General features: G+C 73.5%; 15 protein-coding genes and 1 tRNA gene. 6 read left to right on the top strand and 10 right to left on the bottom strand.

All coding sequences use genetic code 11. The features are described 5' to 3' along the window. Positions 1–91: 91 nt before the first annotated feature. Positions 92–298: a developmental transcriptional regulator BldC gene (gene bldC, locus ACFY00_RS32825; protein WP_030459248.1), complete on the top strand. Its 207-nt coding sequence runs from the start codon at positions 92–94 to the stop codon at positions 296–298. 359 nt (positions 299–657) lie between these two features. Here the strand turns inward: bldC and ACFY00_RS32820 are convergent. Beyond that, positions 658–731, bottom strand: a tRNA-Asp gene (locus ACFY00_RS32820). Positions 732–859: 128 nt separating this feature from the next. Then, positions 860–4831: an ATP-dependent RNA helicase HrpA gene (hrpA, locus tag ACFY00_RS32815; protein WP_388036437.1), complete on the bottom strand. Its 3972-nt coding sequence runs from the start codon at positions 4829–4831 to the stop codon at positions 860–862. Positions 4832–5047: 216 nt separating this feature from the next. On the opposite strand from hrpA, the gene ACFY00_RS32810 reads away from it, so the two are divergent. From ACFY00_RS32810 to ACFY00_RS32800, 3 genes are all read left to right on the top strand, one after another. Beyond that, positions 5048–5392, top strand: a complete 345-nt coding sequence (locus tag ACFY00_RS32810) for a hypothetical protein (protein ID WP_388036434.1) — start codon at positions 5048–5050, stop codon at positions 5390–5392. A gap of 42 nt (positions 5393–5434) precedes the next feature. Continuing rightward, positions 5435–6553, top strand: coding sequence for a hypothetical protein (locus ACFY00_RS32805; RefSeq protein ID WP_388036432.1), 1119 nt, complete (start codon positions 5435–5437; stop codon positions 6551–6553). A gap of 169 nt (positions 6554–6722) precedes the next feature. After that, complete coding sequence (locus ACFY00_RS32800; protein WP_388036429.1) at positions 6723–7157, top strand: PGPGW domain-containing protein; 435 nt, start codon at positions 6723–6725, stop codon at positions 7155–7157. A gap of 238 nt (positions 7158–7395) precedes the next feature. On the opposite strand, the gene ACFY00_RS32795 is transcribed toward ACFY00_RS32800, so the two are convergent. Genes ACFY00_RS32795 through ACFY00_RS32780 form a run of 4 tightly spaced genes read right to left on the bottom strand, consistent with a single transcriptional unit; the run spans position 7396 to position 10307 of the window. Then, positions 7396–8076: a DUF2236 domain-containing protein gene (locus ACFY00_RS32795; RefSeq protein WP_388036426.1), complete on the bottom strand. Its 681-nt coding sequence runs from the start codon at positions 8074–8076 to the stop codon at positions 7396–7398. Further along, positions 8073–9305, bottom strand: a complete 1233-nt coding sequence (locus ACFY00_RS32790; protein ID WP_388036423.1) for an MAB_1171c family putative transporter — start codon at positions 9303–9305, stop codon at positions 8073–8075. The genes ACFY00_RS32795 and ACFY00_RS32790 overlap by 4 nt, the downstream gene beginning before the upstream one ends. Then, complete coding sequence (locus ACFY00_RS32785) at positions 9298–9855, bottom strand: hypothetical protein (RefSeq protein WP_388036420.1); 558 nt, start codon at positions 9853–9855, stop codon at positions 9298–9300. The genes ACFY00_RS32790 and ACFY00_RS32785 overlap by 8 nt, the downstream gene beginning before the upstream one ends. A 14-nt stretch (positions 9856–9869) precedes the next feature. Continuing rightward, positions 9870–10307, bottom strand: coding sequence for a helix-turn-helix domain-containing protein (locus ACFY00_RS32780; protein WP_388036418.1), 438 nt, complete (start codon positions 10305–10307; stop codon positions 9870–9872). A 452-nt stretch (positions 10308–10759) separates the two neighbouring features. Between ACFY00_RS32780 and ACFY00_RS32775 the strand changes: the two genes are divergently transcribed. Then, positions 10760–11791, top strand: coding sequence for a glycosyltransferase family 2 protein (locus ACFY00_RS32775; protein WP_388036415.1), 1032 nt, complete (start codon positions 10760–10762; stop codon positions 11789–11791). 7 nt (positions 11792–11798) lie between these two features. Here the strand turns inward: ACFY00_RS32775 and ACFY00_RS32770 are convergent, their stop codons facing one another. The 3 genes from ACFY00_RS32770 to ACFY00_RS32760 form a co-directional block, all read right to left on the bottom strand. Continuing rightward, on the bottom strand, positions 11799–12434 hold the full coding sequence (locus ACFY00_RS32770) for an SMI1/KNR4 family protein (RefSeq protein WP_388036412.1): 636 nt from the start codon (positions 12432–12434) through the stop codon (positions 11799–11801). Between the two features lie 38 nt (positions 12435–12472). Continuing rightward, positions 12473–14329: an N-acetylmuramoyl-L-alanine amidase gene (locus ACFY00_RS32765; protein WP_388036483.1), complete on the bottom strand. Its 1857-nt coding sequence runs from the start codon at positions 14327–14329 to the stop codon at positions 12473–12475. Positions 14330–14504: 175 nt separating this feature from the next. Next, entirely contained in the window at positions 14505–14891 is a 387-nt protein-coding gene (locus ACFY00_RS32760; protein WP_388036409.1) for a VOC family protein, read from the bottom strand. A gap of 109 nt (positions 14892–15000) precedes the next feature. Between ACFY00_RS32760 and ACFY00_RS32755 the strand changes: the two genes are divergently transcribed. After that, the gene (locus ACFY00_RS32755; RefSeq protein WP_388036407.1) at positions 15001–15774 is read left to right on the top strand and encodes a TetR/AcrR family transcriptional regulator; all 774 of its coding nucleotides are present in this window, start codon (positions 15001–15003) and stop codon (positions 15772–15774) included. On the opposite strand, the gene ACFY00_RS32750 is transcribed toward ACFY00_RS32755, so the two are convergent. Next, positions 15771–15938, bottom strand: coding sequence for a hypothetical protein (locus ACFY00_RS32750; RefSeq protein WP_388036405.1), 168 nt, complete (start codon positions 15936–15938; stop codon positions 15771–15773). The genes ACFY00_RS32755 and ACFY00_RS32750 overlap by 4 nt on opposite strands. Between the last annotated feature and the right edge of the window lie 5 nt (positions 15939–15943).

Raw genomic sequence — 15943 nt, 5'->3', positions numbered from 1 at the left:
GCCCGTCCGTGCCATTTCGGGCATCGCGGGCCAAGGTGCAGAATTTGAAGGATAGAACCGCCCTGGTTCGGTTCTCCCGAGGAGGCCGCTCATGACCGCTCGTACCCCTGACGCCGAGCCCCTGCTGACGCCGGCAGAGGTCGCCACCATGTTCCGCGTGGACCCGAAGACCGTGACCCGCTGGGCCAAGGCAGGCAAGCTCACGTCGATCCGGACTCTCGGCGGCCACCGCCGCTACCGCGAGGCGGAGGTGCGTGCCCTGCTGGCCGGTATTCCGGCCCAGCGCACCGAGGTCTGATTCCCGTTCTTCCAGGCAGCCCCCCGACTCCGCCGGGCCGGGGTGCCGCCGACAGCCCGAGGGCCGCGCCCTTCCGACTCCGCCGGGTCGGAAGGGGCGGCCCTCGGTCGTGTCCGGGGCCGGCCGGACGGGCGGCCGGGCGCGGAACGCGCGATTCCCTTTGGGGTGACTGGGGAGGGGGGGATTACTGGGAAAGCTAGTACAATTTTATATATTAAATCAGGGTACTTTGCGGAGTTGCTCCCCGCGTCACATCGCGAAAGGTGTTCAGTGACGGTGATCACAGCCGCGTTATCTTGTGCGGCGCCCGAAAACGCTATAGGGCCCGGAACCTCACGGTTCCGGGCCCTGCGCTACTGCGATCCCGACGGGACTTGAACCCGCGACCTCCACCTTGACAGGGTGGCGAGCTAACCAACTGCTCCACGGGACCAGTGTTCTGATCCTTGCCCGCCTGCTCTCGCCTGCGAACAAGACAGACTGTACTGCATCGCGACCCCCCAGGTCGAACCGGCTCCGGAGCACCCCGGAGCCGGCCCGCCACCCGGCCCGACCCGGGCCTCAGAGGGTCGCCGCGGCGGCCTCCATCGCCTTGAGGATCCGCTTCTCCGACACCGGGCTCGGCGTGCCCAGCCCCTGCGCGAAGAAGCTCACCCGCAGCTCCTCGATCATCCAGCGGATCGCCTTCACCTCCGGCGACGGCTCCCGGCCCGCCGGGACCCTCGCCAGCAGCTCCCCGTACGCCTGCTGCACCGCCTGCACCTTCTGCAGGTTCTGCAGGTCCCGCTGCGGGTGGTTGGGCAGTGCCTCCAGGCGGCGGTCCACCGCCAGCAGGTAGCGCTTCAGGTCGCCCAGGCGCTGCCAGCCGGTGTCGGCCACGAAGCCCGGGTGCACCAGCGAGGCCAGGTGCAGCCGCACGTCGTTCACCGCGGACAGCAGCACCGGGCTGGAGACCGACTTCAGCCGGGTCGAGGCCTTGTGGAAGGCGATCAGCGCCGAGGCCGTCTTCAGCGTGGTGTCCGCCGACAGCTCGTACAGGTCCGCCCGGACCTTGTCGTACAGCGCGGCGAACGCCTCCGCGTCCCAGACCACGCCGCCGTTCAACTCCATCAGGCGGTCGGTCGCGGCCGCCACCACGTCCTCGAACAGGGCCGGGATCGAACCGTGCGGGTTGTACGACAGGGCCAGCTTGGCCTGGTTGCCCAGCCGCCCCTGGATCGACTTGGCCGGGGAGTTGACCCGCAGCATCAGCAGGCGGCGGGTGCCCGCCCACATCGCCCGCCGCTGGGCCTCCGGGGTGTCGAACAGCTTGATGCCCACGCTGCTGCCCTCGTCCACCAGCGCCGGGTAGGCGCGCAGCGAGTGCCCCTTGGAGCGCTGCTCGAAGGTGCGCTGCAGGACCGGCAGGTCGTCCGGCCAGGCGGTCAGGCCGGTGCGCTCGATGCCGCGCCCGGACGCGGCGCTGGACAGCGTCGCCGACAGCTTCGGCCGGAGCTTGCGGCGCAGCTCCTCCAGGTCCTTGGACTCGGCGAGCTTGCGCTTGCCGTCCACCACCCGGAAGGTCACCTTCAGGTGGTCCGGGATCCGCTCCTCGTCCCAGGCCTCCGGCGGGATCGGCAGGCCCGACATCCGGTGCAGCACCCGCTCCAGCGTCGGCAGCAACGGTTCCTGGCGGTCGGTCAGCTCGCGCATCGCCGCCCGGGCGTAGTCCGGGGCCGGGACGAAGTTGCGGCGCACCGCCTTCGGCAGCGAGCGGATCCAGGCCGTCACCAACTCGGCGCGCAGGCCCGGGATCTGCCAGTCGAAGCCCTCCGAGACCACCTGGTTCAGCACCGCCAGCGGGATGTGCACCGTCACGCCGTCCGCGTCGCTGCCCGGCTCGAACTGGTACGTCAGCGGGAAGCGCAGCTTGCCCTGCTGCCAGAAGTCCGGGTAGTCCTCCTCGGCGATCCCGTCCGCCGAGTCGTTGATCAGCATCGACTTCTCGAAGTTGAGCAGGTCGGGCTGCTCGCGGCGGGCCTTCTTCCACCAGGCGTCGAAGTGCCGCCCGGAGACGACGTCCTCGGGCAGCCGGGCGTCGTAGAAGTCGAACAGGGTCTGGTCGTCCACCAGGATGTCCCGGCGGCGGGCCCGGTTCTCCAGCTCCTCGACCTCGTCGAGCAGCTTGCGGTTCTCCGCGAAGAACCGGTGGTGGGTCTCCCAGTCGCCCTCCACCAGCGCGGTGCGGATGAACAGCTCCCGGCACAGCTCCGGGTCGATCCGGCCGTAGTTGACCTTGCGCTGGGCGACGATCGGCAGCCCGTACAGCGTCACCTTCTCGTACGCCAGCACCGCGCCGGCCTTCTTCTCCCAGTGCGGCTCGCTGTAGGTGCGCTTGATCAGGTGCGCCGCCAGCGGCTCCACCCACTCCGGCTCGATCTTCGCGTTGATCCGCGCCCACAGCCGGGAGGTCTCCACCAGCTCCGCCGACATCACCCAGCGCGGCGGCTTCTTGAACAGCCCCGAGCCCGGGAAGACCGCGAACCGGGCGCCGCGGGCGCCCGCGTACTCGCGCTTCTCCGCGTCGAACAGGCCCAGGTGGGAGAGCAGGCCCGACAGCAGCGCCTGGTGGATCCGGTCCGCGTCCGGCTCGGCGTCGTCGTGGGGCTCGTCGATCGTCACGCCGAGCTGCTTGGCGATGGTGCGCAGCTGGACGTAGACGTCCTGCCACTCCCGTATCCGCAGGTAGTTGAGGAACTCGGACTTGCACATCCGGCGGAACGCGGAGGAGGACAGCTCCTTCTGCTGCTCCCGCACGTAGCGCCAGATCGACAGGTAGGACAGGAAGTCGGAGGTCTCCGACTGGAAGCGGCGGTGCCGCTCGTCGGCGGCCTGGCGCTTCTCGGCGGGGCGCTCGCGCGGGTCCTGGATGGAGAGCGCGGCGGCGATCACCATCACGTCGCGGACGCAGCCGAGGCGGTCGGCCTCCAGCACCATCCGGGCCATCCGCGGGTCGACCGGGAGCTGGGCGAGCTTGCGGCCCAGCTCGGTCAGCCGCTTGCGGTGGTCCTTCTCGTCCGGGTCGAGGGCGCCCAGCTCGTGCAGCAGGTTGACGCCGTCCTTGATGTTCCGGGAGTCCGGCGGGTCGAGGAACGGGAAGGCGGCGATGTCGCCCAGGCCCGCAGCGGTCATCTGCAGGATCACCGAGGCCAGGTTGGTGCGCAGGATCTCGGCGTCGGTGAACTCCGGGCGGGAGAGGAAGTCCTCCTCCGAGTACAGCCGGATGCAGATGCCGTCCGAGGTGCGGCCGCAGCGGCCCTTGCGCTGGTTGGCGCTGGCCTGGCTGATCGCCTCGATCGGCAGCCGCTGCACCTTGGTGCGGTGGCTGTAGCGGGAGATCCGGGCGGTGCCCGGGTCGATCACGTACTTGATGCCGGGGACGGTCAGCGAGGTCTCGGCGACGTTGGTGGCCAGCACCACCCGGCGCTGCGAGGAGCGCTGGAACACCCGGTGCTGCTCGGCCGAGGAGAGCCGGGCGTAGAGGGGGAGGATCTCGGTGGACCTGAGTTTCAGCTTGGTCAGCGCGTCGGCGGTGTCGCGGATCTCGCGCTCGCCGGAGAGGAACACCAGGATGTCGCCCGGCCCTTCGGCCTGGAGCTCCTCGACGGCGTCGCAGATGCCCTGGATCTGGTCCCGGTCGCGGTCCCGGTCGGTCTCCTCCTCGTCGGGCTCGTCGTCGTCGACCAGCGGGCGGTAGCGGACCTCGACCGGGTAGGTGCGGCCGGAGACCTCGATGATCGGGGCGTCGTCGAAGTGCGCGGCGAAGCGCTCCGGGTCGATGGTCGCGGAGGTGATGACCACCTTGAGGTCGGGGCGGCGGGGCAGCAGCTGCTTGAGGTAGCCGAGCAGGAAGTCGATGTTCAGGCTGCGCTCGTGCGCCTCGTCGATGATCAGGGTGTCGTACTGGCGCAGGTCCCGGTCGGTCTGGATCTCGGCCAGCAGGATGCCGTCCGTCATCAGCTTCACCAGGGTGTCCTGGCCCGCCTGGTCGGTGAACCGGACCTTCCAGCCGACCGCCTCGCCCAGCGGGGTGCCCAGCTCCTCGGCGACCCGCTCGGCCACCGTGCGGGCGGCGATCCGGCGCGGCTGGGTGTGGCCGATCAGGCCCTGGACGCCGCGGCCCAGCTCCAGGCAGATCTTCGGGATCTGGGTGGTCTTGCCGGAGCCGGTCTCGCCCGCCACGATCACCACCTGGTGGTCGCGGACGGCGGCCAGGATCTCGTCCTTCTTCTGCGCGACCGGCAGTTCCTGCGGGTACCTGATCACCGGCACGGCCGCCCGGCGGGAGGCCACCCGGGCCTCGGAGCGGTCGAAGTCGGACGCCAGCTCGGTCAGCGCCTTCTGTCGGCCCTCGGCCGACCTGACCTTGCGGGTGCCCTCCAGGCGGCGGCCGAGCCGCTGCGCGTCGCGCAGCATCACGCCGGGCAGCCGGGCGGCCAGCTCCGCGAAGGTGGGGGCGGGCTGCGGGGCTACGGGAGAACTCACTGCGGGCATCCCTCTAGGTTGCAAAAAGTGGGGGCCGGGGCGCACCTCGGTTTTCGAGCACGTCCAGTGTCACAGGCACGGCGGGCCGACCGCGAACAGCCGCCGCCGGGCCCGCCGGGCGGAATCGACCGGGTACCCACCCATTTCGTCCGGGCCACGTACTGGCTAGCCTGGGGGGAACAGGCTTTCGGGGAAGAGTCGCACGGGGAAACAGGGGGACGGGTCATGGACCTGATCGGAGACGTCAAGCACCTCGTCGGTGACGTGGCGAAGGTCGCCGAGGACATCGTCATGGCGCCGGCCGAGATCGCGCACTGGGCGCTCGGCAAGATGTTCGGCGACGCCGACGCCGAGCTGAACAAGATCGCCCAGGAGCTCGCCGAGCTGGGCAAGCAGGTCGACGGCCTCGGCCGCGAGGTCAACAGCCTGCTCGGCAGCCTGACCTGGCACGGCGCGGCCGCGGACGCGTTCATCGCGCACGCGCAGGGCCGGGTGCGCGAGCTGAACTCGGTGGCGGACGAGCTCGGGCAGCTCGGCGACTCCGTCAAGCAGCTCGCCAACGTCCTGTAGCACCGCCCGGTCGGGGTGACGAGAAAGAGGGGGAACACCGCGATGGCGGGGAACCAGTTCGGCTTCCAGCCGGGTGAACTGCTGAAGATCCAGCGGGACTTCGAGCAGATCAACCAGCGGATGGAGGAGATGTCCGGCCAGCTCGGGCACATCAAGGCGACCGTGGCCAAGGCGGCGGCGACCGACGTGTTCTCGGGCTGGATCATGGGCGTCCTCGGCGCGGGGAAGATCCTGGCCGAGGTCACCCGGGACGTCCACGAGATCAGCGCCCGGGCCGAGGCGCTCGCCAGGACCAAGGAGAAGCTCACCAAGGAGCTCGGCGAGGACGCGGCGAAGATCAAGAAGCTGATCGCCGACTACGAGGCGGTCGAGCGGAAGATCGCCGAGGACCTCAAGCGCAAGCACGACGGGCAGGCCCAGCCCACCTCGCCCAAGTCGCCCAGCACCGGCATCGACGGCGCGGGCGGCGGCCACGGCGGCGGCGGTGGGACCGGCGGCGGCCACGGCGGCGGCGGTGGCGGGGGCCACGCCGGGCAGCCCTCCTCGCCGCACACCGGCACCGACACCAGCGGCAACGACGGGACGGGGGTCATCAGCGGTCCGGGCGGCAAGCACGACGGCCCCAAGCTGAAGGACCGCTCGACCGGCGACTGGAAGACCAAGATCGTCAACGGCAACAGCTGGGACGCCTGGTCCGACCACCGGCACCCGCGCAACGGCGAGGGCGTCGGCGTGAAGGCCCAGCCCAAGCTGGACGGGGTCTCGGACGAGCGCCGGGCCATGGTGGAGCGGGCGATGGAGCGCGTCCAGCGCAGGCTCGGCTACAGCCAGGGCGCCGTGACCAACGGCTACCGGGTCGACTGCTCCGGCTTCGTCTCCGCCGCCTGGGGCCTGCCCGGCCCCGGCACCACCACCGGGCCGCTGATCAGCGAGTCCTCGGGCATCGCCCACCACATCGCCCGCAGCGACCTCCAGCCGGGCGACGCGCTGGTGGTCGACAACCGCCGGGAGCAGCACGTGGTGCTGTTCGGCGGCTGGGCGGACGCGGCGCACACCAAGGCGATCATCCTGGAGGACTCCGGCAGCCAGGGCTGCATCTCGCACGAGGTGCAGATGTCCAAGCTGGCCGAGTACACCCCGATCCGCAAGAACGGGATGTGACGAGCGGCTGAGCGGCTCGGTGGCTGAGCGGCTCGGCGGCTCGGCGGCTCGGCGCGTGACGGGTGGGGCGGCACGGCGTCCGGGCGCTCCCTGGTCGTTTCCGGGGGGCGCCCGGCGTACCGGGGCCGGGTGCGGCGGGAACCGCGGGCCGTCCGGTTAGGGTGGGCTGATGAGCGAGCAGCGGCGCCCCCGGTACGAAGCCGACCCCACCTCGGTCCATCCGGTGGCCCGGGTCGCCTTCGGCGTGGCCGGGGCGGTGCTCATCGCGGTGGGCGTGGTGCTGCTGATCCTGCCCGGCCCCGGCATGCTCCTCCTGCTGGCCGGCCTGGTGCTCGTCGCCCGTGCGGTGCCGGCCTTCGCCCGCTTCGTGGAGCCGGTACGGGCCAAGGCCATGCAGGGCGTCGAGGCGAGCGTCGCCTCCGGCTGGCGGATCGCGGGCTCCGTCCTCGCCGGGCTCGGCCTGATCGGCGCGGGCGTGGTCGCCGTCCTCGTCCCCTCGCTGCCGTTCGCGGGGTGGCCCACGGGGACGAGCCTGGTGCTCTCCGGGCTGATCCTGCTCGGGCTGCTGGGGTGGAGCTACCGCCGGGTGCACGGGGGTCGGTAGGGCTGCGACCTCAGGGGTCCGGTGAGAACGGCGAGGCGCGACATCAGGGGCCCGGGGAACGGCGGGCTCGGGGCTGCTCACGGTTCACTGCCGTTGCGTGCCGTTGCTTCGGGTTCTGTTACTACGGCCCGAAGCAGCACGGACCTTCGATGGGCTCCGGCCACCAGCAGCACGGACTCGCCGTTCCCCGAGCCCCTGACGGGGCCACCGCCGTTCTTCCCGAGCCCCTGGAGGGGCCCTAGCGGGTGAGGTGGAAGGCCAGGCGGGCGGCGGCGCGGAGCGGGAGGGCGGGGCGGGGGAGGGCGAAGGCGGCGCGCAGCGGGGGGTCGAGGAGGGCGGCGGCGAAGGCGGGGGCGTGGCGGGCGAGGGGGCCGGGGAGGCGGGCGGCGAAGAGCGGGGCGACGGCGTGCCAGAGCTGGCGTCCGGCCGCGCTGGGAGCGAACCTGGCGGCTTCGAACTCCCGCATCCAGGCGGCGGTTTCGGCCAGGGTGGGCCCGGGGAGCGGCGGGAGCCGGAGGGCCGCGGCGAGTGCGGCGGCGAAGGCGGCGGCCGCTTCGCGTTCGGCCGGGGTGGCGGCGGCGAACTCGACCGGGCAGACGGTGAAGCAGGCCAGCACGTAGCGCATCAACTCCTCGTCCACGCCGGGGAGCCGGTGCATCGCGGCGAGTTCGGCGACGATCCCGCGCCCGGCGGGGCTGTCGACGCCGTGGCCGATCAGGGCGAACATCATGGCGCCGGTGGCCTTCGCCCGGGCCTTCGGGGCGGACGTCAACCTGCCCGTGCCGGACAGGACTTCGGCGATCTCGGGGACGGCGAAGGTGCGGACGAAGCCGAGGGTCAGGCCGACCCGGGCGCGCTGCGGGCGCCGCCGTAGGACGAGGGCGGCGAAGGCGTCCCGCGGGGGCGGCGGGATGGTCACCCGAGGGGTTCCAGGGCGCGGTCCAGCAGCGGGGAGCGCAGGTAGGCGGCGACCAGGACGAGGTGGGCGCGCTCCTCGTCGGGCGCGGTGTCCAGGCCGGGCAGGACGGGCTGCTCCTCGCGGGGGCGGGGGACGGCCCCGGCGGCGAGGGCGGTGACGGCGGAGCGCAGCGCGGCGGCCACGACCAGGGCGTCGCGGTGGGTGGGGGCGAGCGAGGCGCGTCCGGCCAGGCGCTGCGCGGCGTGGACGGCGGCGGGGTCGACGAACGGACGGAGGGTCAGCTGGCCGTCGCGGATCTCCAACCCGCGCCGGGTGGTGCGCCATTCGAGGTCGCGCAGGGCCAGGCGCTCGCGCCAGGCGGGGGAGGGCGGGCCCTCCAGGGCGAGGCGGCGGTCGGCCCGGTAGACCAGCTCCCAGAGCGGGCGCAGGGCGCGGAAGTCACGGCGGCGGGCGCTCCAGGCGGCCGCGGCGGGCCCGGCGAAGCCGCAGGTGATGCCGATCGCGCCGAGGGCGGCGAAGGCCGGGCCGAGGGCGGTGCTGAGCCACTCGGCGCCGTCCACGCCCGCGTGGGCGAGCGCGATCGCGGCGATCTTGCACAGCACGTAGCCGCAGGCGGTGAGCGCGCCGAGGGCGATCCGCCGGATGCCGCGGCGCAGCGGGCCGAGCGGGAGGCGGGCGGCGTGGCCGAGGCAGACCCGGCCGATGTCGACCAGCGCGTAGGCGAACAGGCCCTGGTAGAGGGCGAGGAACAGGGCGGTGGCGGTGCGCGGGGCGAAGGTGGTGTCGAAGGTGAGCGGGGTCTCGGGCCGGTAGGGGCCGCCGGCCAGGAACAGGGCGACCAGCACCGGGACGAGGGCGGCGAAGACGGCGGTGCGGCGGCGCACCCGCTGCCGCAGCCGCTCGTCCAGCGGGGCCCAGACCCGGCTGTCGGCGCGCTCCTCGGGCGGGGTCCAGACCAGGGCGAGGACGACGGCGGCGGCGGAGAAGCCGACGATGCCGAGGTAGACGAACAGGGTGGCGAGGTTGCCGACGCCGGTGAGGCGCCCGATCGCCCGGTACAGCACCGGGGAGGCGAGCAGGAAGGCGGTGGCGGGGGAGGCGATCGCCAGGGCGACCACCAGCAGCCCGAAGGACGGGTCGCGCCGCCAGGCCCGCAGCTTCAGCGCGGCGACCAGCCAGGCGCCGCCGCCGATGCCCAGGTAAACCAGGTCGTACGGCAGTTCAGACATGCTGTCCCTTGCGGTGCTCCAGCGCGGGGGCGAGTTGCGAGGTGGTCCCGGCGCCGGGGGCCAGCACCAGGACGCGCATCAGTTCGGCGCCGAGCACCTCGGCCTCCTCCTCGGCGGCGTCGTCGTAGTGCGAGCGGCCGAGCACCAGCCGGACCATCTCCGGGTCGAGGGTGGGCAGTTCGACCCGTGCGGCGTCCGGGTCGTGCGGGGCGGGCTCGGGCAGGTGGCCGCAGAGCAGGTGGGCCAGTTCGTGGCAGACGATGTGCGCCCGGTGCAGGCCGGAGGTCTCCTCCTCGACGTGGACGACGTCCTCGGCGGGGAGCCGTTCGACGAAGCCGGAGGGCTCGCCGACCCGCATCCGGCGCGGGACGATCCGGACGCTCCGGCCCAGGTGGGCGGAGACCGCGTCGCAGAGCTCCTCGACGGTGCTCAGCGGCGGCAGGCGCAGGTCGCGCGCGACCGCCCGCATCCGGCGGCGGGTCCGCCCCAGTCCGCTGCCCGCACCCCGCACGTCGACCTCCTCCGGCAGCCGCCAGTGTCCCAGCGGCACCTGCTGACGCTCCGTCACGTCGTCGGGCCGGCCGCGTCCGGCGGCCCGTCGGTCAGGCCCACGGCCCGCCGCAACTGCTCCACAATAGTGAGTGCGGCGTCCTGCATCTCGGGGGGCAGTCCGGCCGCGCGCATCGCGATCCGCTCGACCCGGGCGTCCCGCAGCGCCTCGATCTTGCGCAGGTCCTGCTCCACCGCGCGGGCGGTCGCGGAGTCGGAGAAGTAGTCGAGCGGGACGCCGAAGAACTTCGCGATCCGGACGGCGTTCTCCAGGCTCGGCTTCTGGGTGCCCTTGCGCAGGTTGCCGATGTAGGTGCCGCTCAGCCCGGTGCCTTCGGCGATTTCGGTGTCGCGCCAGGGACGGCCGAGGTCCTTGGGGTAGATCACCGCTATCAGGCGCCGGAAGCGGCTGGCGAAGTCCGGGGCTTCGGCGCGGGGGGTGTCCTGGGGCATGTGCCGGATCATAGAGGTTCCGTACCCCCGGGCGTATCCCTCGTCCGTCCCCTTCTGCACGATCGTTGGCGGAATCGTGCGGAAAGCGTGGGGATCGCCGGTATGCGACGTGCGGGGCGGCGTCGGAGAATCCACGATAGTTGACACGCCGTGGACGAGGTCGGCAGGATCGGCATCCGGATGCTCGGGCGCCGTTGCCCCACGGGGGTGGGCAGCGGCGCTCGGTTGTTCCGCGCCCGCCGCGGTGCCGTTCTCCCACCGCCTCTCCGCCACTTTCCGCGGCCTTCCCGCAGCGCCTCGTCCGCCGCGGGTCCGGAGCCGGGAATTCCGCTACTTCCCATTCACCGTCCGTTCCCCGTACGGCAGTTCCACTCCGATACGCTTCGCGTGTCCGCGCCCGGCGGCATTCCCGCCAGCCACTCCGGGCGCCAGCCCGAAAGGCCGCGCAGCCGATGGCTCCCCGTCTCTCCGTCGTCGTCCCGGTGTACAACGTCGAGCGCTACCTCGCCGCCTGCCTGGACTCGATCGCCGCCCAGGCGTTCACCGACCTGGAGTGCGTCATGGTCGACGACGGCTCCACCGACTCCAGCGCCGCCGTCGCCGAGGAGTACGCCGCGCGCGACCCGCGGTTCCGGCTGGTCCGGCAGCGGAACCAGGGCCTCGGCGCGGCCCGCAACACCGGCGTGCGCCACCTCGCCCCGGGCACCGAGTACCTGGCCTTCGTCGACAGCGACGACGTCGTGCCGCCGCACGCCTACCGGCTGATGGTCGACACGCTCGACGGCACCGGCTCCGACTTCGCCGCCGGCAACGTGCTGCGGCTGCGCTCGGCCGGCCTGGAGCCCTCGCACGTGCACCGCCGCCCGTTCGCCGAGAACCGGCTGCGCACCCACGTCGGTGAACTGCCCGCGCTGGTCACCGACCGCACCGCCTGGAACAAGGTCTACCGGCGCTCCTTCTACGAGGCCGCGGGCCTGGAGTACCCCGAGGGCATGCTCTACGAGGACGCCCCGGTCAGCGTCCCGCACCACTTCCTGGCGAAGAGCGTCGACGTGCTGTCCGAGCCGGTCTACCACTGGCGGATCCGCGAGGACGGCGACCGCTCGATCACCCAGCGCCGCACCGACCCGCGCGGCCTGGCCGACCGGATCCGCTCGATCGAACTCGTCCGCGGCTGGCTGCTCGACCGCCCCGAGCCGGTCTTCCGCGAGCACCTGCGGGCCTACGACCACAACACCCTGGTCGAGGAGGTCCCGATGTTCTTCTGGACCGTCCCCGACGGCGACCGCGCCTACCGCTACGCCTACCACCGGCACGTCACCCGGCTGGTCAGCGCGATAGGGGGCGACCGGATCGACGCCCTCCCGCCCTTCCTGCGCCTCAAGTACCGGCTGACCGTGGCCGGCCGGGTGCACACCCTGGCGAACGTCCAGCGACTGCACCGGTGGGTGCGCAACACCCGCAAGGCGCTGCGCCGGAGCTGACCGGGCCTCAGCGGTGCCCGCGGGCCTCGACCTCGGCGCGGGCGAGCCAGTCCAGGTACCAGGTGCGGAAGTCCGGGGCCAGCCGCGCCATCAGGCCGTCCCCGGCGAATTCGTCCACCCACACGCTGCCCCGGTGCGGGCCGGAGACCACCAGCCAGGAGGAGTAGCCGCAGCCCTGCTCGCTGATCCGCACCGAGCCCGCCGTCATCCGGCGGCGCAGCAGCTCCCACTCGTCGTCCCAGGCCCGGAACGCGGTCAGGTGGGCGTCGGCGTCGGGGAAGTCCGCCTCCCGGGGCTCGCGGGCGGCGTGCTCCGCGTTCAGCCGTTCGCGCTCCGCCTCCGAGAGGAACTCCGCCGCCAGGTCCGCCGGTTCGTCGTCCTGCTCCGGCCAGCCCCAGCCGGACCGGGTGCGGGTCAGGGTGAACAGGCCGTAGTCGGGACCCGCGCCGCCCGCGCCGACGGCGCCCAGGAAGGAGCGGTACTCGGCGGGCAGCACGATGCCCAACCGCCGTTCCGCCTCGGCGATCCGGGCCTCGTCCAGCCGGTCGGCCAGGGCGAAGCGGTGCCGACCGGAGCCGAACACCCGGCCGCTGTGGGGCCGCAGCGCGGCCACCCGTTCGCGCACGCCCGTCCAGTTCGTCATGCGGTGGATCCTAGGCGGCCGGTCGGTCGGGCGGCAGCTCAGTTTCCGGCGCAGGCCGGGGCGGCCGAACCGCCCTGCACGTCGGTCGACTTGAGGTACGCCAGCCGGTGGTTGTAGCGGATCGGGTAGTACGCGTCGCAGCCGACCACCAGGGTGCGGTCCTCCGGGGCGTCGCCGTCGATGTTCCGGGCGTAGTAGAAGTCGCCCCGCACCGGCTCGGCGTCCGCGGCCGGGTACGCCTGCCCGGCCGGGACGGTCGCCGACAGCGGGACGACCTGCTGCACCGGGATCGACGGGTGGCCCCGGTACGCGGCGGCCTCCGGGTAGGCGCGGCCGTACACCGGGGCGGAGGCCAGGCCGGGCCGCGGGGTGAGCACCGTCCGGCCGGGGCGGGGGTCGCGGACGGCGGCGGAGCCGCCCGGGTTCGCGAACCAGGCCTTCTGCCCGTCGTACCAGATCGCCGTCCAGTCGCCCGCGACCTCCGCGACCACGTAGCGGGCGCCGGTGACGGCCTTGTCCCGCCAGTCGGCGGCGTCCCGGGTGCCGCCGTTCAGCAGCGGGGCATCCGGGGACGGGCCGGTGCGCAGGTAGACGAAGTTCTCCGGGCGATCCGAAGTGCCGTTCACCGCAGGGCGGTTGGCGTCGAACGCGGGGGAGATCACGACCGTGTCGCCGACCGCGGGCGGTTCGGTCGGGCCGGGCAGCGGGGCGCCCAGCAGCTCCAGGTAGTGCGCCCAGTCCCAGAACGTGCCCGGGTCCCAGTGCATCCCGGCGACGTTCGCCTGCACCGGCCCCGGCACGTCGTCGTGCCCCAGGACGTGCTCCCGGTCCAGCGGGATGCCGTAGCGGGCCGCCAGGTGCCGCACCAGCGCGGCGGAGGACTGGTACAGCTGCTCCGAGTACCAGGTCGGCCGGTCCTTCGGGAAGGCGTAGCCCTCGTGCTCGATCCCGATGCCGTGCATGTTGAAGGTCTTGTTCCCGGCGTGCCAGGCCACGTCCCGGTTGTCCACCAGCTGCGTCACGTGCCCGTCCGAGGAGCGCACCAGGTAGTGCGCGCTGGCCTGGCTGCTCGGGTTGCGGAAGGTGGCGAGCGAGCCGTCGTAGCCGCCCTCGGTGTCGTGCAGCACGACGTACTGGATCCGCTGGCCGTCGGCCGGACGGTTCGCCTTGGTGTAATTGCCGTACGAGGTCGGGTCCTCGGGGTCGGTCAGCGCGTACGCGGCCGGGCGGACGTCGCAGTCCAGCCCGGCCGGGCAGTCGGCGGCGGCCGTGGCGCCCCGGGGCCCGGCGGTGCCCCGGGTGTCCGCGGGCCGGTCGACGCGCAGGGCGGGGGAGGCGGCCAGGCGGACGTGGTGGCCGTCGGCGGTGGTGCGTTCGGCGCCGGTGCGCAGGGTCGCGAACACCCGGTCGGCGAACGGGCTCCGCGCGTTCCCGCCGAACCGGGCCACCGCCCGGTACCAGTCGCCCGGATCGCCGCCCACCGCCCGGCCGGACTCCCGCTGGTAGTGCGCCAGCAGCGCGGCGGCGCCGCGCAGGTTCTGCGCCGGGTCGGCCGCCAACTCCCCGGCGGGGCGGCCGATCAGCGCGGCGGCGGCGTCCAGGGTGTGCAGCTGCGGGTCGTCCGCCCCGGCCGGGACGGCGGCCGGATCGACCCGGGTCAGGCCGGTCACCCCGTAGTTGCCGGTGGTGCTGGGCGCGCCGCCGTGCGACTCCCACCGGGTCTGCTGGTAGGCCAGCGCCAGCAGCAGGCCCTCCGGGACGCCGAACTCGGCCGCGGCGGCGGCGAACCGGCGCTGCAGCGGGTCGCCGTCCGGGGCGGCGGTGGCGGTCGGGGCCGCTCCCAGCACGGTGGCGACCAGGGCCGTCGCGGCGGCCGCGGTGACGGCCCTGGGCATCCGGAACACCGGGACCTCCTGCTCGTGGGTGCGCCCGCGGACGTCCCCGGGCGGTCGCGACGCTACCGGCCGGGGACGGGCGGACGGCGGTGCGACCCGCCTCCGGAAGGGTGGCCGCCCGCCCGCGTCGCTGACGGCCCCCGGCCGCGCCGGGGGCGCCGCCGCAGCGCGCCTGTCAGGCCTCGGGGGTCAGCCACTGGACGAACTGCACGACCAGCCCGTTCGGGTCGGTGACCTGGAACAGCCGCTCGCCCCACGGCTCGTCCAGCAGCGGCATGGTGATCTCGACCCCGGCCTCCTTCAGCCGGGCCTCGGTGGCGGCCGCGTCGTCCACCGTGAACGCCAGGATCAGCCCGGCCGCGTGCTGGTCGCGGAAGCCGACCGGCAGCACCTCCAGGCCGCGGCGCAGCAGCACCACGTTCATCCCGGCGTCCGGGTGGCCGAGCGAGACGAAGCCGTCGGCGGACATCTCCTCGCGGAAGCCGAGGTGCTCGGAGAAGAAGGCGGCGGAGGCCGCGACGTCCTCGACGGTCAGGGACACGGCGGAGCGGTTGATCTTCAAGGTGAGGTCCTCCCGGATCGTGTGGGCGTGCCGTACAGCGGGTGCCAGAATCTCTGTACGTCGTACAGTATACACAGTACGGAGATTTCTGCGTGGGAGAATCCCCCGCATGGCCAGCAACCGGAGCAGCGCCGGAGACCCCGCGCACACCCTCGCCCTGCTCTGGGGCGTCCCCCTCGCCCCCACCGCGGGCCGCCGCGGACCCCGGAAGGCCCACTCACCGGCCGAGATCGCCGCCGTCGCGATCCGGATCGCCGACGCCGAAGGGCTGGACGCCGTCACCATGCGCCGCGTCGCCCAGGAACTCGGCCTCTCCCCGATGGCGCTCTACACCTACGTCCCCGGCAAGGCCGAGCTGCTCGACCTGATGCTCGACACCCTCTACGCCGCGATGCCCCGCACCACCCCCGCCGACCAGGGCTGGCGCGCCCGCGCCACCGCCGTCGCCGACGACAACCGCGCCCTCTACGCCGCCCACCCCTGGACCGCCGCCGTCCCCACCACCCGCCCCCCGCTCGGCCCCGGCCTGATGGCCAAGTACGAGTACGAGCTCCGCGCCCTCGAAGGCACCGGCCTCGACGACGTCCGCCTCGACGCCGCCCTCACCCACCTGCTCGGCTTCGTCCAGACCTGCGCCCGCGCCGCCGCCGACGAACGCGCCGCCCAGCAGGACAGCGCCATGAACGACCAGCAGTGGTGGGAGGCCAACGCCGAACTCCTCGCCCGCGTCCTCGACCCCGCCCGCTACCCCGTCGCCACCCGCGTCGGCGCCGCCGCCGGCCAGGCCCAGGGCGGCGCCTACAACGCCGACCACGCCTACGAGTTCGGCCTCCCGCGGGTCCTCGACGGCCTCGCCGCGCTGATCGAGCAGACCTCCCGCTAGGCCCCCGCCGGGCCCTCGGGCCCTCGGGCCCTCGGGGTCTGCCGGGCCTTCGAGGTCTGCCGGGTCTTCGGGCCGAGCGCGTCGACCGGGTCGCTGCGGAGCGCCCGTCCGCCCCGGTCGCCGCCGCGGGCCTCGCGCTGCTCGCCGTCGCCGCGTCCGCGCACGCGGC

The sequence above is a fragment of the Kitasatospora sp. NPDC001540 genome (assembly GCF_042894345.1).
Classification (GTDB): Bacteria; Actinomycetota; Actinomycetes; order Streptomycetales; family Streptomycetaceae; genus Kitasatospora; species Kitasatospora phosalacinea_C.
This window is presented reverse-complemented; position numbering and strand designations above follow the sequence as displayed.